Annotated in this window: 9 protein-coding genes and 1 pseudogene; 5 read left to right on the top strand and 5 right to left on the bottom strand. The window is 69.9% G+C overall.

Going from position 1 to position 15,486, the window contains the following annotated elements; translation table 11 throughout:
• Positions 1 to 209 precede the first annotated feature (209 nt).
• Entirely contained in the window at positions 210 to 2,222 is a 2,013-nt protein-coding gene (locus VSR71_RS05395) for an alpha-amylase family glycosyl hydrolase (protein WP_342912880.1), read from the top strand.
• Positions 2,222 to 4,894, top strand: a complete 2,673-nt coding sequence (gene treY / locus VSR71_RS05390) for a malto-oligosyltrehalose synthase (RefSeq protein WP_342912879.1) — start codon at positions 2,222 to 2,224, stop codon at positions 4,892 to 4,894. The genes VSR71_RS05395 and treY overlap by 1 nt, the downstream gene beginning before the upstream one ends.
• Before the next feature lie 183 nt (positions 4,895 to 5,077).
• On the opposite strand, the pseudogene VSR71_RS05385 reads toward treY, so the two are convergent.
• Positions 5,078 to 5,602, bottom strand: a pseudogene (locus VSR71_RS05385) (malto-oligosyltrehalose synthase); the annotation flags it as partial.
• Positions 5,603 to 6,094: 492 nt separating this feature from the next.
• Here VSR71_RS05385 and VSR71_RS05380 point away from each other — a divergent pair.
• The 3 genes from VSR71_RS05380 (at position 6,095) to VSR71_RS05370 (ending at position 7,203) form a co-directional block, all read left to right on the top strand.
• Complete coding sequence (locus VSR71_RS05380) at positions 6,095 to 6,466, top strand: BON domain-containing protein (protein WP_342912878.1); 372 nt, start codon at positions 6,095 to 6,097, stop codon at positions 6,464 to 6,466.
• Positions 6,467 to 6,503: 37 nt separating this feature from the next.
• A complete protein-coding gene (locus VSR71_RS05375; protein WP_342912877.1) occupies positions 6,504 to 6,737 on the top strand; it encodes a hypothetical protein in 234 nt (77 codons plus the stop codon).
• Between the two features lie 64 nt (positions 6,738 to 6,801).
• Positions 6,802 to 7,203 carry a hypothetical protein gene (locus VSR71_RS05370; protein ID WP_342912876.1) on the top strand — a complete coding sequence of 134 codons (402 nt, stop codon included), beginning with the start codon at positions 6,802 to 6,804 and terminating at the stop codon, positions 7,201 to 7,203.
• A gap of 118 nt (positions 7,204 to 7,321) precedes the next feature.
• Here the strand turns inward: VSR71_RS05370 and VSR71_RS05365 are convergent, their stop codons facing one another.
• From VSR71_RS05365 to uvrA, 4 genes are all read right to left on the bottom strand, one after another.
• Positions 7,322 to 8,086 carry a BON domain-containing protein gene (locus tag VSR71_RS05365; protein WP_342912875.1) on the bottom strand — a complete coding sequence of 255 codons (765 nt, stop codon included), beginning with the start codon at positions 8,084 to 8,086 and terminating at the stop codon, positions 7,322 to 7,324.
• Positions 8,087 to 8,093: 7 nt separating this feature from the next.
• Complete coding sequence (locus VSR71_RS05360) at positions 8,094 to 9,008, bottom strand: endonuclease/exonuclease/phosphatase family protein (RefSeq protein WP_428979350.1); 915 nt, start codon at positions 9,006 to 9,008, stop codon at positions 8,094 to 8,096.
• 114 nt (positions 9,009 to 9,122) lie between these two features.
• On the bottom strand, positions 9,123 to 9,476 hold the full coding sequence (locus VSR71_RS05355) for an endonuclease (protein WP_342912873.1): 354 nt from the start codon (positions 9,474 to 9,476) through the stop codon (positions 9,123 to 9,125).
• A 106-nt stretch (positions 9,477 to 9,582) separates the two neighbouring features.
• Complete coding sequence (uvrA, locus tag VSR71_RS05350) at positions 9,583 to 15,480, bottom strand: excinuclease ABC subunit UvrA (protein WP_342912872.1); 5,898 nt, start codon at positions 15,478 to 15,480, stop codon at positions 9,583 to 9,585.
• Positions 15,481 to 15,486 lie beyond the last annotated feature (6 nt).

Raw genomic sequence — 15,486 nt, 5'->3', positions numbered from 1 at the left:
CGGTATCGCATGCGCGGGGCCCCGCATGCCGGGCAGTACTTTCTACAATCGCCCATGTAACAAAGCTGTCGGCCCGGCCGCCCGCCTGCCCGCGCGCTGCGCCGCAAAAACGCCGTTCTGCTGGCATGGAGTTCGCATTGCGCTAGGGCCGCCGCAAGGCAACTTTCCAGTCCGCAGACTCAGACGCCAGCCGATGGCAGGAGCCGAATTTGAACGCGAACCCGTTTCTGCTCGCCCCGGGTGCCAGGTCCGTCCTGCCAAGCCTGAGCCCGCTCGATTGCTTTGCCGCGCCGTCTTCGCGCGCCTTTTCCTCCAATGACGAACAAGCCCCGGACTACTTGTTCGGGCCGGCCTGGCTGCCCGACGGGCGCGTGCGCTTCCGCCTGTGGGCACCCGATGCGGCTGCGCAAGGCCACGCCGTGCGGCTGGAGATCGCGGGCCTGGGGCCGGTCCATATGGCGGCGGGGCCCAATGGCTGGTTCGAGGCGATCGTGCCGTGCTGCGAAGGGGCGCGCTACTGGTTCCGTCTCGACGACGGCACCACCGTGCCCGACCCGGCCTCGCGCTGGCAGGCCGACGACGTGCACGGCCCGAGCATGGTGCCGGCGCGCGACGCCGCCGCGGCGTTTGCATGGACCTGCCCCGACTGGCGCGGCCGGCCGTGGCATGAAGCCATCGTCTATGAAATGCACGTCGGCCTGTGCGGAGGCTTCGCGGGCGCCGCGCAGCAATTGCCGCGGCTCGCCGCGCTGGGCTTCACCGCCATCGAGCTGATGCCGGTGGCGGAGTTTCCCGGCGGACGCAACTGGGGCTATGACGGCGTGCTGCCGTTCGCGCCGGAGTCCAGCTATGGCACCCCGGACGAGCTGCGCGCACTGGTCGACCGTGGGCACGCGCTCGGGCTGATGGTGCTGCTGGACGTGGTCTACAACCACTTCGGGCCAGAGGGCAACTACCTGCACCGCTATGCCAGTGCTTTCTTCCGCTCGGACCGGCAGACCCCGTGGGGCCCGGCCATCGATTTCCGGCGCCCGCAGGTGCGGCGCTTCTTCACCGAGAACGCGCGCTACTGGCTGGAACAGTTCCGCTTCGACGGACTGCGGCTCGACGCGGTCCACGCCATCGAGGACGAAGGCTGGCTCGCGGCGCTGCCTGGCGAATTGCGCACCATGCTGGCCGATGGCGCTGGCGGCGAGCGCCACCTGCACCTGGTGCTGGAGAACGACGACAACGACGCCGCGCTGCTGGCACAGGGCTTCGACGCGCAATGGAACGATGACGCACACCATGCGCTGCATGTGCTGCTGACCGGCGAGGACGACGGCTACTACCGCGACTACGCCGGACCCGCCGGCGCCGGCGGCGCCGCGGTCGAAGCGAGCGATGCGGGCGATGCGGGGGGCCGGCCCGCGCTGCGCCATCTCGCGCGCGTGCTGGCCGAAGGCTTCGCCTACCAGGGCGAGCCGTCGCTGCACCGCTCAGGCGACTCCACCGCCGCCACCGCCACCGCCGCCGTATGCCGCGGCCAGCCCAGCGCGCATTTGCCGCCCGCCGCCTTCGTCAGCTTTTTGCAGAACCACGACCAGACCGGCAACCGCGCCTTCGGCGAGCGGCTGGCCAGCCTGGCCGACCCGCGCGCGCTGCGGGCCGCGGTGGCGCTGCAGCTGCTGTGCCCTCAGGTGCCGTTGGTGTTCATGGGCGAAGAGACCGGGGCGCGTGAGCCATTCCTCTACTTCACCAGCCATCCGCCGGAACTGGCCAGGGCTGTGCGCGACGGCCGCCGCCGCGAATTCGCCGCCAGCGCGGCCTTCGGCGACGATGCGCGTGCCGCCGCCATCCCCGACCCCAACGACCCGGCCACCTTCGAAGCGTCGCGGCCGTCGCTGGCGGACGACGCCGACTGGGCCCCTTACTACCGCGAGCTGCTGTCGATCCGGCGGCGCGAGCTGCTGCACCGGCTGCCGGGCTGCCAGTCCGCCGGCGTCGATATCCTCGGCCCCGCGGCGCTGTGCGCGCGCTGGCGCCTGGTGGACGGCATGGAGCTGAGCCTGTGGCTGAACCTGGGCGACGAAGCGGTGCCCGCCAGCCACCCCTGCCGCGACCAGCACATGGCGCTGCACGAGAGCACGCCCGGCGCTGCCGCCGAACTGTCCTCGGGCATGCTGTCGCCACTGGCCTGCGTCGCCACACTGTGCGAGCCCGCCGCGGCGCGCCCCAGGTAATGCCGGCCACGGCAGCCACCGCGCCTGCAGCCGCGCGCGGCCTGCCGCACGCCACCGCACGGCTGCAGCTGCATCCTGGCTTCACCTTCGCCGATGCCGCCGGCGTGGTCGACTACTACGCCGCGCTTGGGGTCAGCCATCTGTACCTGTCGCCGGTCTGCGAGGCCAGGCCGGGCTCCACGCACGGCTACGACGTCACCGACTTCACCCGCGTGCGCGCGGAACTGGGCGGCGAGGCGGGCCTGAAGGCGCTGGCTGCGTGCGCGCGCAGCGCCGGCCTGGGGCTTATCGTCGATATCGTGCCCAACCACATGGCGGCGGACTGCACCCATAACGGCTGGTGGCGCGACGTGCTGGCCCACGGACGCGCCAGCGCCCATGCCGGCTGCTTCGATATCGACTGGACGCCGCGCGACCCGGCACTGCATGGCAAGGTCTTGCTGCCGATCCTTGGGCAGTCGTACTGGGATGCGGTCGTCGCCGGCGAACTGCGGTGGGTGCCGGCCAGCGGCGACCAGCCGGCCCACGTACGCTACTTCGACCATGTGCTGCCGCTGGCGCCGGACAGCCCTGACGCAGAGGCCACCGCCAACGCCGGATGGTACGACACCGCCCAGCACGCCGGACGCACCCGGCTGCACGCGCTGCTGGAACGCCAGCACTACCGGCTGGCCTGGTGGCGCACCGCGGCCGCCTCGCTGAACTGGCGCCGCTTTTTCGAGATCAGCGACCTGGTCGGCGTGCGCGAGGAAGACCCGCAGGTCTTCGACGCAGTCCATGCGCTGCCCCTCCGCCTGCTGCGCGAAGGCTGGATCGACGGCGTGCGCGTGGATCACGTCGACGGGCTGGCCGATCCCGCCGGCTACTGCCGCCGCCTGCGCGCCGAGCTCGACCGTCACGCCGCCGCGCGGCCGCCGCTGCTGCCGCTGCAGCGCCCCTGGCTCGTGGTCGAGAAAATCCTCGGCAGCGGCGAACGGCTGCCGCCGGACTGGCAGGTCGACGGCACCACCGGCTACGACTTCATGGACGACGTGGCAGCGGTGCTGCACGACGAGGCTGGCGAAGCCGCGCTGACCGCGCTGTGGGCCATGACCAGCGGCGACGCGCGCCCGTACGCCGCGCATGTACGCGCGGCCCGTTGCCTGGTGCTGCGGCGGCACCTCGTCGCCGAATGCGACGGCGTGACCGCCCTCCTGCACGCCACCGCGCAGCAGGAGCCGGGCACGCGCGACCTCACGCCGGCGGCGCTGCGGCATGCGCTGATGGCGCTGATGGCGGCCGTGCCGGTCTACCGCAGCTACTACGACGCGCAGCCCTCCGCGCGCGACGCCGCCGCCGCGCATGCCGATGACGCCATGGTCGATCAGGCGCTGCAGTCCGCGCGTGGCAGCCTGGCGCCGGACGAAGCCGTGGCGCTGGCATTCATCGCCGGCTGCCTGCGCACGCAGGCAGCGCCGGAGAGCGACACCGGCGTGCTGCGCCGCCGCCTGCAGCAGCTGATGCCGGCACTGGCGGCCAAGGCCGGCGAGGACACCGCCTTCTACCGCTATGGCCGCCTGCTGTCGCGCAACGAGGTCGGCAGCGACCCGGCGCAGCTGGCCATGCCGCCGGCGCAGTTCCACGCCCGCATGGCGGCGCGCCGGCTGGCCAGCCCGCATGCGATGCTGGCCACTGCCACGCATGACCACAAGCGCGGCGAGGACGCACGCATGCGGCTGGCCGTGCTGAGCGAGCTGCCGGGCACTTTCGCCGACGCGGTTGCCGCATGGGAACGCGACTGCGCCTCGCTGGTGGCCACGCTGCCGCGCGCGCCCGACGCGGCTGACCGGCTGATGCTGTACCAGGCGCTGGTGGGGGCATGGCCGATGGAGCCGATGGACCATGCCGGCGAGGCGATGCCGGTACCTGAAACCCTGCTGGCGCGGATTTCCGCGTGGCAGGTAAAGGCCATCCGCGAAGCCAAGCGCCATGGCAACTGGACCTGCCCCGACGCCGGATACGAAGCCGCATGCGAGGCATTCCTGCGCGGCATCGCAGCGGCGTGGCCGCAAGGCGTGCTGGCGCAGATCGGCCGCTTCGCCCAGCGCATTGCCACCGCCGGTGCCGTCAACAGCCTGGCGCAGGTGCTGGTGCAACTGACCGCCCCCGGCATTCCTGACCGTTACCAGGGCACCGAAGGCTGGGACCTGAGCCTGGTCGATCCGGACAACCGCCGGGCGCCAGATTACGGCCGGCTGCAGGCGCGGCTGGCGTGCGGCGCGGGCTGGGCGCAATGGCTGGCGCACTGGCGCGACGGCCGGCTCAAGCAGCAGCTGGTGCGCCATGTGCTCGCGGCGCGCAGCGCCGACCCCACGCTGTTTGCCGACGGCCAGTACAGCATGCTGGCCGCACAGGGCACGCTGGCGCAGCAGGTGCTGGCGTTTGCGCGCAGCACCGACTCGCGCCAGGCCATCACCGTGGTCACGCGGCTGTCCGCGGCGCGGGTCGACCCGGCGTTGCCGCGCATTCCGCCGGCGTGCTGGGGCGACACCACGCTGAACCTTGGCGCGCCGCAGCCCGGCCGCTGGATCGACGCGCTGACCGGCCACCGGCTCGAAGCGCCCGCCGGGCGCCTGCGGCTGCGCGACGTGCTGGGCGGGCTGCCGGTGGCACTGCTGCTGCGCGAGCCCTGAAGCCGCGCGTCACAAGCTGGGCATTTGCCGAACCGGGGCTCGCGAAGCGATCGGGGTCAGCGGCGGGCGCGGAGTGCCCGGCGCCGCATACGGTCCAGGCTGTCCATGCGGTCCATGCGGATCCTGCAGCCCGTGCGGATGATGCGGGTCCGCCTGCCCATGATGGAATGGCTCCGCTCCCGGAGGCGGGTCGCGCTGCGCCTGGCTGGGCGAGGCGCTGCGGTCCTGCGGCAGGTAGGGCCGGATCACGACGGCGACGTAGTCGTCTTCCTTCGGCGTCACCACGATATAGGCAAGCCCGGACATGACCAGCCCCACTTCTCCGAGTTCGGTGGCAATGCGCGCCACGATAAAGCGCTGCAGCAGCAGCGGGTTGACGCTGTCGTCGATCGCAAGCGCCGCGGTGCAGATGGTCAGGAAGCAGCGCTCGACTTCGCGGCAGACCACCACCACTTCATCGAGCGCATAGCCGGAACGGCTGGCACGCACCAGGACCGAAACGCCGGAACTCGGCGCGGCTCGGTGCCAGCCGGGCTTGATCTTGAAACTGGGCAGCGTCAACCCCGAGCCCGTGTCCTGCGCGACCGTATTGAAGCGCTGGGCGAAGTCCAGCGGGGTGATCGCGAGCAGCTGGCGTTCGACCGGCGCTGAGGAAACCGACACTGACGAAGCCAGGATGACGGTGGACAGGATGCTGGCGAAATTCATTTCAACCCTCGCAACAGGATGTGCCGCTCCCCCCGGCCGGCTGCGCTGATAGGCCCGTTGGCACGCGGCAAACGGGGCCGCCGCGGCGTAGGGCCGGCGTGGCGGGTTGTGCTCGGCGGCACATGCCGTACGCCAGTTGTGGCCAGCATTGCTTTCACTATAGACAGGTCCGCACGCAAGCACACGACGGTACGCAAGCGGCGCGCCACCGGTCCGCGTGCCTGCGCCGAGGGCGGTCCTGCCGGCACCATTTACGCTCGCCGCGAGACACATGCACTTTCTGCAGCTACTGTAAAAAGTACGGCGCCCGCCGTCAGCGAAGCGACGCCGGATGGTCCGCCACGCTGCGGCGCAAGGCGCACAACAGGTACCGCATGCACTTCCGTGGCGGCGGGAACGGAGCTTGCAGGTCTGGGAGCAGGTGCGGGCAACGTTGCGCAGCCCGCCGCTCATGCAGTACGGTGCGCCGTACAGGAGGACAGGAGGATCGCCATGAAATTACGTACTCGCTCCCGCATTCGCCGCCTGGCGCTGCCGCTGGCGGTACTGGCCATGGCAGTTGCGCCGGCAGTGTCCGCCGGCCCCGCCGATTCCCCGGCGGCCCCATCCTCGACGGGCCGCACCGCCGCGCCGCGCGACACCGAGATCGCCAGCGACCGCGCCATTACCTCGGAGGTCCGGGCACGCCTGGCGAACGCCCGCACGCTCGACCCGGCAAAGATCCGCGTGTCGACCATGGACGGCGTCGTCAAGCTCGAAGGCTCGGTGCGGGACGACAAGCAGCGCGTCATGGCCATGGAGCTGGCGCGCTCGGTACGCGGCGTGACCGCGGTATCCGACGAACTGCGTGCCGGTACGGATTAACGACGCAGATACCGGCATGAATTGCCCTGGAGACGCCATGAGCACCCATCGCCAACCCGACCATGACACCACCCGGCGCCGCAGCGAGCCACGGCCTGACCCGCACAAGGGCGGGCCCGACACCGAGCACGAGCGCGGCAAGCCGGGACGCGACCGCCGCCACGACGTCGAGCACGAGCACGACATTCCCGACGAGAACGGCGAGCCGCCTTCCGTCAAGCGCCAAGGCGGCAATCCGGAGGAAAGCGAACCCCCGGTGGAGAACACCTGAGCGCTGCCGCGAGGCCACACTGGACCGCGCGGGAATGACCCAGGCAGAGCCTCAAGGAGAGAGCATGAGCAAGACCATACGTACCGGCGCCCGCCACGGGAACCGTGTCGGCAGCACCAGCGGCACGCGGCGCGACGGCGCGCAAGCTTCCGCCGGCGGCGACCGCCCGCGCGACAAGACCGCGACGGGCGCCGCGCGGGCGCAGGCCGGCAATATCCCCAGCACGCTGGATCCGGACCTCGAGCAAGAGACCAGCGACATCGAAAACCACATGGAGAGCGAGATCCGGCAGCGCGACGAAGAAGCGCACATGCCGCCGGAAGACGAAATCCCGGAAGAAGAGATTGCCGACGAAGTGGTGCGCGCGGCCGAAGGACTTCCGGCCGAGGTGCCGGTCGACAAGGCCGACCGTACCGACGATCGCGAAGAGCACCCGCCGCACCCGCCCCGGCGCACCGAGGACTAAAGCACAGGCCAACCTAAACCCGGCCCAACGGAAGAACGGCGGCGGCGCAGAAAACCTGCGCCGCCGCCCGCGCCCTCGTCCTTCCGCTGCGCCCTTATTCTGCAGCGTTCCCCCGGCCTTATTCCGAAGCCAGCAACCCGTAGCGCTGCACGCGGATGTGGTTGATCACGTCCTGCACGCCGAACACGCGCTCCGCAATGTCTTCGATATCGTATTTGGTGCGGCGGTCGTTGACCTTGCCTTCCAGCGTCACCACGCCCTCCTGCACGCGGACTTCGACGTCGCTGACATCGAGCTCGTCATCGCGCGCCAGCCGGTTGCAGACCTCGTCGTGAATGCGGTCGTCGTCGCGCCGGTAGTTGCGTGGGCCGGCGGGACGGCGCTGCGAGGCAGTGTCCCACTCGTTGCCGATGTCGCCATACCCGCGCGCTTCGCGCTCATAGCGCTCGTCCTGCCAGCGGTAGCCATAGCGCTCAGGCTCGCCATAGCCCCCGCCAAAGTCCCTGCCATAGCCACCATAGGCGCCATAGCCACCATCGCGGTCATCGCGCTCGTAGCGGCCGCGGCCCCCGCCCGCCGGCCTGCGCCGCGACCACTCATCCTCGTAGCGGCCGTCGTCACCGCCACTGCCGGCATAAGTGCGCTCGGCCGGCCAGCGCCATTCTTCGACGTACAGCCCATACCACTCTTCATCGCCTGGCGTCACGTCCTGGGTCTGGTCGCGCGGCAACCGCTCTGCGGCATTGCCGTAGCGGCCACCGCTGAGTTCTCGCTGGCGCCGGTTGCGCGACTGGGCCGGAATGCCGCTGTAGCCCTGTTCGTTGCCGCCATACTGCTTGTCGGCGCGCCTGCGCAAGTAGTTGTCGTCGCTCTGTCTCATCATCGTGCTCCTATGTTTGCCGTGTGCTTGCCGATGCTTCGGTACGGCTCCCCGGGGCCGCGGCGGCGGAAGACGCTTCTGCCAGCGGCACCTCAAAGCAGGCCAGCAGCGGCAGGTGGTCCGAGGCAACGCGCGCCAGCGGCGAGCGGTGGCTGGCCACCGACACCAGGTGCGCGCGCGGCGAAACCCAGATCCGGTCCAGCGCGAATATCGGCATGCGCGAGGGAAACGTCGCCGTGTGCGGAGTATGTTCGAAATACGCGTGCAGCCAGCGCAGCGGACGTCCCCACAAGAACCACTCGTTGACGTCGCCCAGCAGGATGGTGGGCAATGGCGGCGCCGCGGCCACGTAGTTCAGCAGTTGCTGCACCTGATGGCGCCGTTCGCCGGGGCGCAGGCCCAGGTGGGTGGCAATGACGCGCAGCGCGCTGGCGTGCCCCGATGCGGTACAGGCAAGCGTGACGTCGATCGCGCCACGCGCCTCGCAGCCCTTCACCGTGAGGTCGATCTGGTTGACCGCCTGCGGCGCGAAGCGCGTGAGCAGCGCATTGCCAAAATCCGCATTGCCGCGCACGCGGGTAAAGCCCGACACCACGTGCATGCCGGTGTGCCCGGCCAGGTATTCGAGCGTGTGGTCGTTGCTGCTGCCCGACTCGACTTCCTGCAGCGCGACGATATCGGCGCCGAGTTCTTCCAGCACCGCGGCGATCCGGTCGGGCCGGTAGCGGCGGTCGGTGCCGACGGCGCGATGGATGTTGTAGCTGACCACCGTCATGCGCGCGAGCCCTGTGGACGGCACGGGGCCGCAGTGCAGGGCCTCTCTGGCATCCGGCACGCTCAGCTGGTCGTTGGCCGCTTGCGCGCTGTGGAGTCCACGCGCTTGCGCAGGAATTACAAGAGGCGGTAAGTCCGGTTGCATTCGCATTTTGCCGCGACCTCCCGACTGGGAAGGCTGGAAAGGCCCTTGCCCGTGCGGCGGCATGTTGCCGCGCACGTGGCAAGCGGCCGTTGCGAAAATCGCCTTGTCAGGCGCTCGAGATCAGGCACCGTCCAGGAACTGGCTGCGCGGGCCGAGTCGGCGGCCCAGTTCCGGGCTGACCCAGCGCGTCCCTTCCATGTACGGATCAGGCGCGCGCTGCATGGGTTGGGTGGCTATGCCAGGCTGCGCCGGCACGGTAGAAGGCTGGGCCTCGGGCGCGGGCGCGAGGTCCTGGCGCGTAGGAGCGTTGGCGCCCTGCGTGTATGGATCGAATTTGTCGGTGCTGCGCGCGCCTTGCGAATAAGGATCATAGGTGCCGCGCGGCGTGCCGGGCGTCATCTGCGCCATGGCGGGAATCGCAGCGGCGGCGAGCGCGACGGCGGCGAGGAGTCGGCTGGGTCGGATATGCTTCATGGTTACCTCCGTTCAGGGCGCGATGTGCGCGCCAGCAACCATGAGCAAGCGAAAGGCGTGCCCGTGCCGGTGGCCCGGTCTACACCCCTCGCTCGCGGCAAGCGGCTCAGGCCATGCTGACCTTGCCCCGCGCGCCGGCCTGCTGCGTGCCGGCCTTGCCACGCGCCAGCACCGGCACCAGCGCCGCGCCGGTATGGCTGGCCTGGATCCGCGCCAGCGACTCCGGATCGGCTGCGCCGACGATGGTGCCGCCGCCCGCGCCGCCTTCCGGCCCCAGGTCGATGATCCAGTCGGCCTCGGCGATCACGTCGAGGTCATGCTCGATCACCACCACGCTGTGGCCGCCGTCGGTCAGGCGGTGCAGCACGCGGATCAGGCGCGCCACGTCGGCCATGTGCAGGCCGACGGTGGGCTCGTCCAGCACGTACAGCGTATGCGGCGCCTTCTGGCCGCGGCGCGTGATGTCGTCGCGCACCTTGCTCAGTTCTGTGACCAGCTTGATGCGCTGCGCCTCGCCGCCTGACAGCGTCGGCGACGGCTGGCCCAGCGTCAGGTAGCCCAGCCCCACGTCCTTCATCAGCTGCAGCGGGTGCGCAATATTGGACATCGATGCAAAAAATTCCACCGCTTCGTCGATCTCCATGGTCAGCACATCGCCGATGTTCTTGCCGCGCCAGGTGACAGCGAGCGTCTCGGGATTGAAGCGCTGTCCGTGGCAGACGTCGCATGGCACTTTCACGTCCGGCAGGAAGCTCATGCCGATGGTACGCACGCCCTGCCCTTCGCACGCGGGGCAGCGGCCGTCGCCGGTGTTGAACGAGAAGCGCGACGCGGTATAGCCGCGCGCACGCGCCTCCAGTGTATCGGCGAACAGCCGGCGGATCGTGTCCCATACGCCGATATACGTGGCCGGGCACGAACGCAGCGTCTTGCCGATCGGGGTCTGGTCGACTTCAAGCACGCGGTCGATCGGTTCCCAGCCGGTGATGGCGTCGCAGCCATACCAGTCGTGATCGACCTTGAGCGGCGTCCTTGCCACCGACTTGCCCGCCTTTGCCTCCTTGGCCTCTTCCTTCGCCGCATTGCGCGCGCGGCGCGTGGCCGGCGACGACAGCACCGAACGGCCTACCGCGTCGAGCAGGTTGGTCATCAGCACGTCGCGCGCCAGCGTCGACTTGCCCGAGCCCGACACGCCGGTGATCGCCACCAGCCGCGACAGCGGGATACGCGCGGTCACGTTGCGCAGGTTATGCAGCGAGGCGCCGTGCACGGTCAGCCATTGCGCCGGATCCGCCGGCTTGCCGGCCGCCCCCGGCTGCACCGGGCGACGCGCCTGCAGCGGGTGGATGATCGGCTGCGCCAGGAACTGGCCGGTGGTCGAAGCCGGCGCCGCGGCAAGCTCCGCCACGCCGCCCTGCGCCACCAGCGTGCCGCCGCGCTTGCCCGCCCCGGGGCCGATGTCGATGATGTGGTCGGCGCGGCGGATGGTGTCTTCGTCATGCTCGACCACCACCAGCGTGTTGCCCTTGTCGCCCAGCTTGCGCAGCGCGTCGAGCAGGATCTGGTTGTCGCGCGGGTGCAGGCCGATGGTGGGCTCGTCCAGCACGTAGCAAACGCCCTGCAGGTTGCTGCCGAGTTGCGCCGCGAGGCGGATGCGCTGGGCCTCGCCGCCGGACAGGCTCGGCGCGGCGCGGTCCAGGCTCAGGTAGCCCAGTCCCACTTCTTCCAGGAACTGCAGCCGGCTGCCGATCTCGCTGACCACGTCGCGCGCGATCTCGGCGTCGCGGCCGGCCAGGCGCAGGCCGTCGACCCAGCGGCGGGTATCGGACACGGTCCATTGCGCCACGTCGACAATGGCCTGCGTGTCGAACGTGACCGCGCGCGCCACCGGGTTCAGGCGCGTGCCGTGGCAGTCGGGGCATGGCGCTTCGCCCACGCCTTCCGGTTCCAGCTCCTCCGACGGCAGGCTCTGCTCGCGGCCGCGGTTGTCGTCGGCCAGCACAGTATCGTCGAACGCCGCGCGCTGCTCGCGCGTCAGCGCCAGGCCGGTGCCGACGCAGCTGCCGCACCAGCCGTGCTTGCTGTTGTACGAGAACATGCGCGGGTCGAGTTCCGGATAACTGGTGCCGCACTCGGGGCAGGCGCGCTTGGTCGAGAACACCTTGACCTCGCCCACGTGCGCGGTGCCGCCGTTGCTCATGGCATGGTCCAGCCCATCGAGCGGCGCGAGCAGGTGCATCACGCCCTTGCCCGCTTCCAGTGCCTGCGCCAGCAGTGCGCGCAGTTGCTGCTCGTTCTCGGGCGTGATGACCAGGTCGCCGACCGGCAGCTCGATGGTGTGCTCGCGGAAACGGTCCAGGCGCGGCCACGGATCGACCGGCAGGAACTCGCCATCGACACGCAGGTGCGTATTGCCACGCGCCTTGGCCCATTTGGCCAGGTCGGTATAGACGCCCTTGCGGTTGACCACCAGCGGCGCCAGGAATCCGACGTGCTGCCCGCGATGGTCGCGCAGCAACTGCGCGGCGATCGATTCCGGGCTCTGCGACGTCACCGGCGCGCCGTCATGCACGCAGTGCTGGATGCCCAGCTTGACATACAGCAGGCGCAGGAAGTGCCAGACTTCGGAGGTGGTCGCCACCGTGCTCTTGCGGCCGCCGCGCGACAGGCGCTGCTCGATCGCGACGGTGGGCGGGATGCCGTAGACCGCATCGACCTCGGGCCGGCCCGCCGGCTGCACGATCGAGCGCGCATAGGCGTTGAGCGATTCCAGGTAGCGGCGCTGGCCTTCGTGGAACAGGATGTCGAACGCCAGCGTCGACTTGCCCGAGCCAGACACGCCGGTGACGACGTTGAACTTGCCGTGCGGGATATCGACGTTGAGCGACTTCAGGTTGTGCTCGTGCGCGTTGACGATGCGCACCACGTCCTCGCCCTCGATCTCGCGGCGCGCGCGGCGTGCCTGCAATACCGCCTGCAGCGGCACGCCTTCGGATTCGGCGCCGGCGGCACGTTCGGCGGCAAGCGTGCCGGCTTCGCCGAGCGCGGCGTCATAATGGATCAGCGCCTGGCCGGTATGCGACCCGGCGCAGCCCTTCACGTCTTCGGGCGTGCCGGTGCAGACCACGCGGCCGCCGGCATCGCCGCCTTCGGGGCCCAGGTCGATCAGCCAGTCGGCGGCGCGGATCACGTCGAGGTTGTGCTCGATCACGATCAGCGAATGGCCGCTGTCGAGCAGCTTGCCGAAGGCCAGCATCAGCTTGGCGATATCGTCGAAGTGCAAACCCGTGGTCGGCTCGTCGAACATGAACAGACGGCGCGGCAGCGTGTTGCCGCGGGTGCGCGACGGCGTGGCCTGCGCGGCTTCGGCAAGGAAGCCGGCCAGCTTCAGGCGCTGCGCCTCGCCGCCCGACAGCGTCGGCACGGGCTGGCCCAGCTTCATGTATTCGAGGCCGACATCGACAATGGGCTGCAGCACGCGCAGCACCGCGGCATCGGCGGCGAAATAGGACGCCGCTTCGCTGACGGTCAGTTCCAGCACGTCGGCAATGCTGAGCGCGCGCGGCGGCTGCCCGGCGATGGCGCGCTCGATCTTCACCTCCAGCACTTCGGGACGATAGCGGGTGCCGTCGCAATCCGGGCAGCGCAGGTAGACGTCGCTGAGGAACTGCATCTCGACGTGCTCGAAGCCCGAGCCGCCGCAGGTCGGGCAGCGCCCGTCGCCGGAGTTGAAGCTGAACGTGCCCGCGGTATAGCTGCGCTGCAGCGCCATCGGCGCCTTGGCGAAGATCTTGCGTATCTCGTCGAACGCGCCCACGTAGCTGGCCGGGTTGGAGCGCGCGGTCTTGCCGATCGGCGACTGGTCGACGAACACCACGTCATCGACCAGGTCCGCGCCGGTCAGCTTGCGGTACGCCCCCGGCGCTTCCGTCGCCTTGCCGAAATGCCGCGCCATCGCCGGATGCAGCACGTCCTGCAGCAGCGTGGACTTGCCCGAGCCGGACACGCCGGTCACGCACACCAGCCGCTGCAGCGGGATCTCGACGGTGACGTCCTGCAGGTTGTGCTCGGTCGCGCCTTCCAGCACGATGCGCGGCAGCGCGTCGTCGACGGGGCGGCGTTGCCAGTGCGAGGCATCGGCCACGCGGCGGCGCCCGCCGAGATAGGCACCGGTCAGCGTGTCGGCATTGCGGATATCGGACGGCGTGCCGTCGAAAATGATGTTGCCGCCGCGCTCGCCCGGGCCGGGGCCCATGTCGATCAGGCGGTCCGCGGCGAGCATCACCGAAGGATCGTGCTCGACCACCACCAGCGTGTTGCCCGCGTCGCGCAGCCGGTGCATGGCCTCGACGATGCGGTTCAGGTCGCGCGGGTGCAGGCCGATGCTGGGCTCGTCCAGCACGAACAGCGTGTTGACCAGCGAGGTGCCGAGCGCGGTGGTCAGGTTGATGCGCTGCACTTCGCCGCCGGACAGCGTGCGGCTCTGGCGGTCCAGCGTCAGGTAGCCAAGGCCGACGTCGCACAGGTACTTGAGCCGCGTGCGCACTTCGGCCAGCAGGAGCTTGAGCGCGTCGTCCAGCATCGCGCTGGGCAGCGTCAGCTCGTCGAAGAAGCGGCGGATGCGCTCGATCGGCAGCAGCATCAGGTCGTGCACGGTCAGGCCCGGCAGCGCTTCAAGCTGGCTGCGGTCCCAGTCGACGCCGCGCGGCAGGAAGCGGCGTTCCGTGGCGAGCACGGCGTCGGCATTGTCCTTCGAGCCGAGGCGCCACAGCAGCGATTCTGTCTTCAGGCGCGCGCCGCCGCAGGTTTCGCACGGGGTGTAGCTGCGGTACTTGGACAGCAGCACCCGGATGTGCATCTTGTACGCCTTCGACTCCAGATAGCTGAAGAACCGCATCACGCCGTACCACTGCTTGTTCCACTGGCCGTTCCAGTCGGGCGAGCCATGGACGACCCAGTGGCGCTCGGCCTCGGTCATGTCGGCCCAGGGCGTGTCGCGCGGGATGCCGGCCTTGCCGGCGTAGCGCATCAGGTCGTCCTGGCACTCTTTCCAGGCCGGGGTCTGCATCGGCTTGATCGCGCCATCGCGCAGCGACTTGCGCGCGTCGGGAATGACCAGCCCGAGGTCGACCCCGATCACGCGGCCAAAGCCCCGGCAGGTTTCGCAGGCGCCGTAGGCGGAGTTGAACGAGAACAGCGCGGGTTGCGGGTCGGCATAGCGCAGGTCGCTTTCCGGGCTGTGCAGGCCGGTGGAGAAGCGCCACACCGGACCATCGTCGCCATCGGCCAGCACATAGATGTTGACGCGTCCGCCGCCGCGCTTGAGCGAGGCTTCGATCGCCTCCACCACGCGCACCTTTTCGGCGTTGCCGATGCGGAAGCGGTCGGCCACCACGTCCAGCAGCTTGCGCGCCCCGGTGGGCGACTGCACCACGCGCTGCGCCTGCACGCGCGTGTAGCCGCTGACGGAGAGCCACTGCTGTACCTCTTCCTCGGTCGTCGATTCCGGCAGTTCCACTGGGAACGTCACCACCAGCCGCGCATCGTGGTGCGGCTGCCCTTCCGACGTGCGCGCCAGCAGTTCGGCGTAGATCGTCTCCGGCGAATCGTGGCGCACCGGCAGCGCGGTCTGCTTGTCGAACAGTTCCGCCGCGCGCGCATACAGCAGCTTCAGGTGGTCGTTCAGCTCGGTCATCGTGCCAACCGTCGAGCGCGAGCTGCGCACCGGGTTGGTCTGGTCGATGGCGATCGCCGGCGGCACGCCGTCGACGCGCTCGACCTGCGGGCGATCCATCCGGTCCAGGAACTGGCGCGCGTAGGCACTGAAGGTTTCGACGTAGCGGCGCTGGCCTTCGGCATAGAGCGTGTCGAACACCAGGCTGGACTTGCCCGAGCCGGACGGCCCGGTCACCACGGTCATCTCGCCGGGGCGCAGGTCGAGGTCGACATCCTTGAGGTTGTGCTGGCGGGCGCCGCGAATGCGAATCAGCTGCTTGCTCGACACGTTTTT

The sequence above is a fragment of the Cupriavidus oxalaticus genome, from assembly GCF_038900635.1.
Taxonomy (GTDB): Bacteria; Pseudomonadota; Gammaproteobacteria; order Burkholderiales; family Burkholderiaceae; genus Cupriavidus; species Cupriavidus oxalaticus_B.
The sequence above is the reverse complement of the archived record's forward strand: the minus strand, read 5'-3'. Positions and strand labels throughout refer to the sequence as shown.

Excerpts from the sequence above, each read along its gene's own strand:
- VSR71_RS05380 (WP_342912878.1), top strand. The coding sequence starts at position 6,095 with ATGAAATTACGTACTCGCTCCCGCATTCGCCGCCTGGCGCTGCCGCTG.
- VSR71_RS05355 (WP_342912873.1), bottom strand. The coding sequence starts at position 9,476 with ATGAAGCATATCCGACCCAGCCGACTCCTCGCCGCCGTCGCGCTCGCC.
- VSR71_RS05375 (WP_342912877.1), top strand. The coding sequence starts at position 6,504 with ATGAGCACCCATCGCCAACCCGACCATGACACCACCCGGCGCCGCAGC.
- treY (WP_342912879.1), top strand. The coding sequence starts at position 2,222 with ATGCCGGCCACGGCAGCCACCGCGCCTGCAGCCGCGCGCGGCCTGCCG.
- VSR71_RS05360 (WP_428979350.1), bottom strand. The coding sequence starts at position 9,008 with ATGCGAATGCAACCGGACTTACCGCCTCTTGTAATTCCTGCGCAAGCG.
- VSR71_RS05365 (WP_342912875.1), bottom strand. The coding sequence starts at position 8,086 with ATGATGAGACAGAGCGACGACAACTACTTGCGCAGGCGCGCCGACAAG.
- VSR71_RS05370 (WP_342912876.1), top strand. The coding sequence starts at position 6,802 with ATGAGCAAGACCATACGTACCGGCGCCCGCCACGGGAACCGTGTCGGC.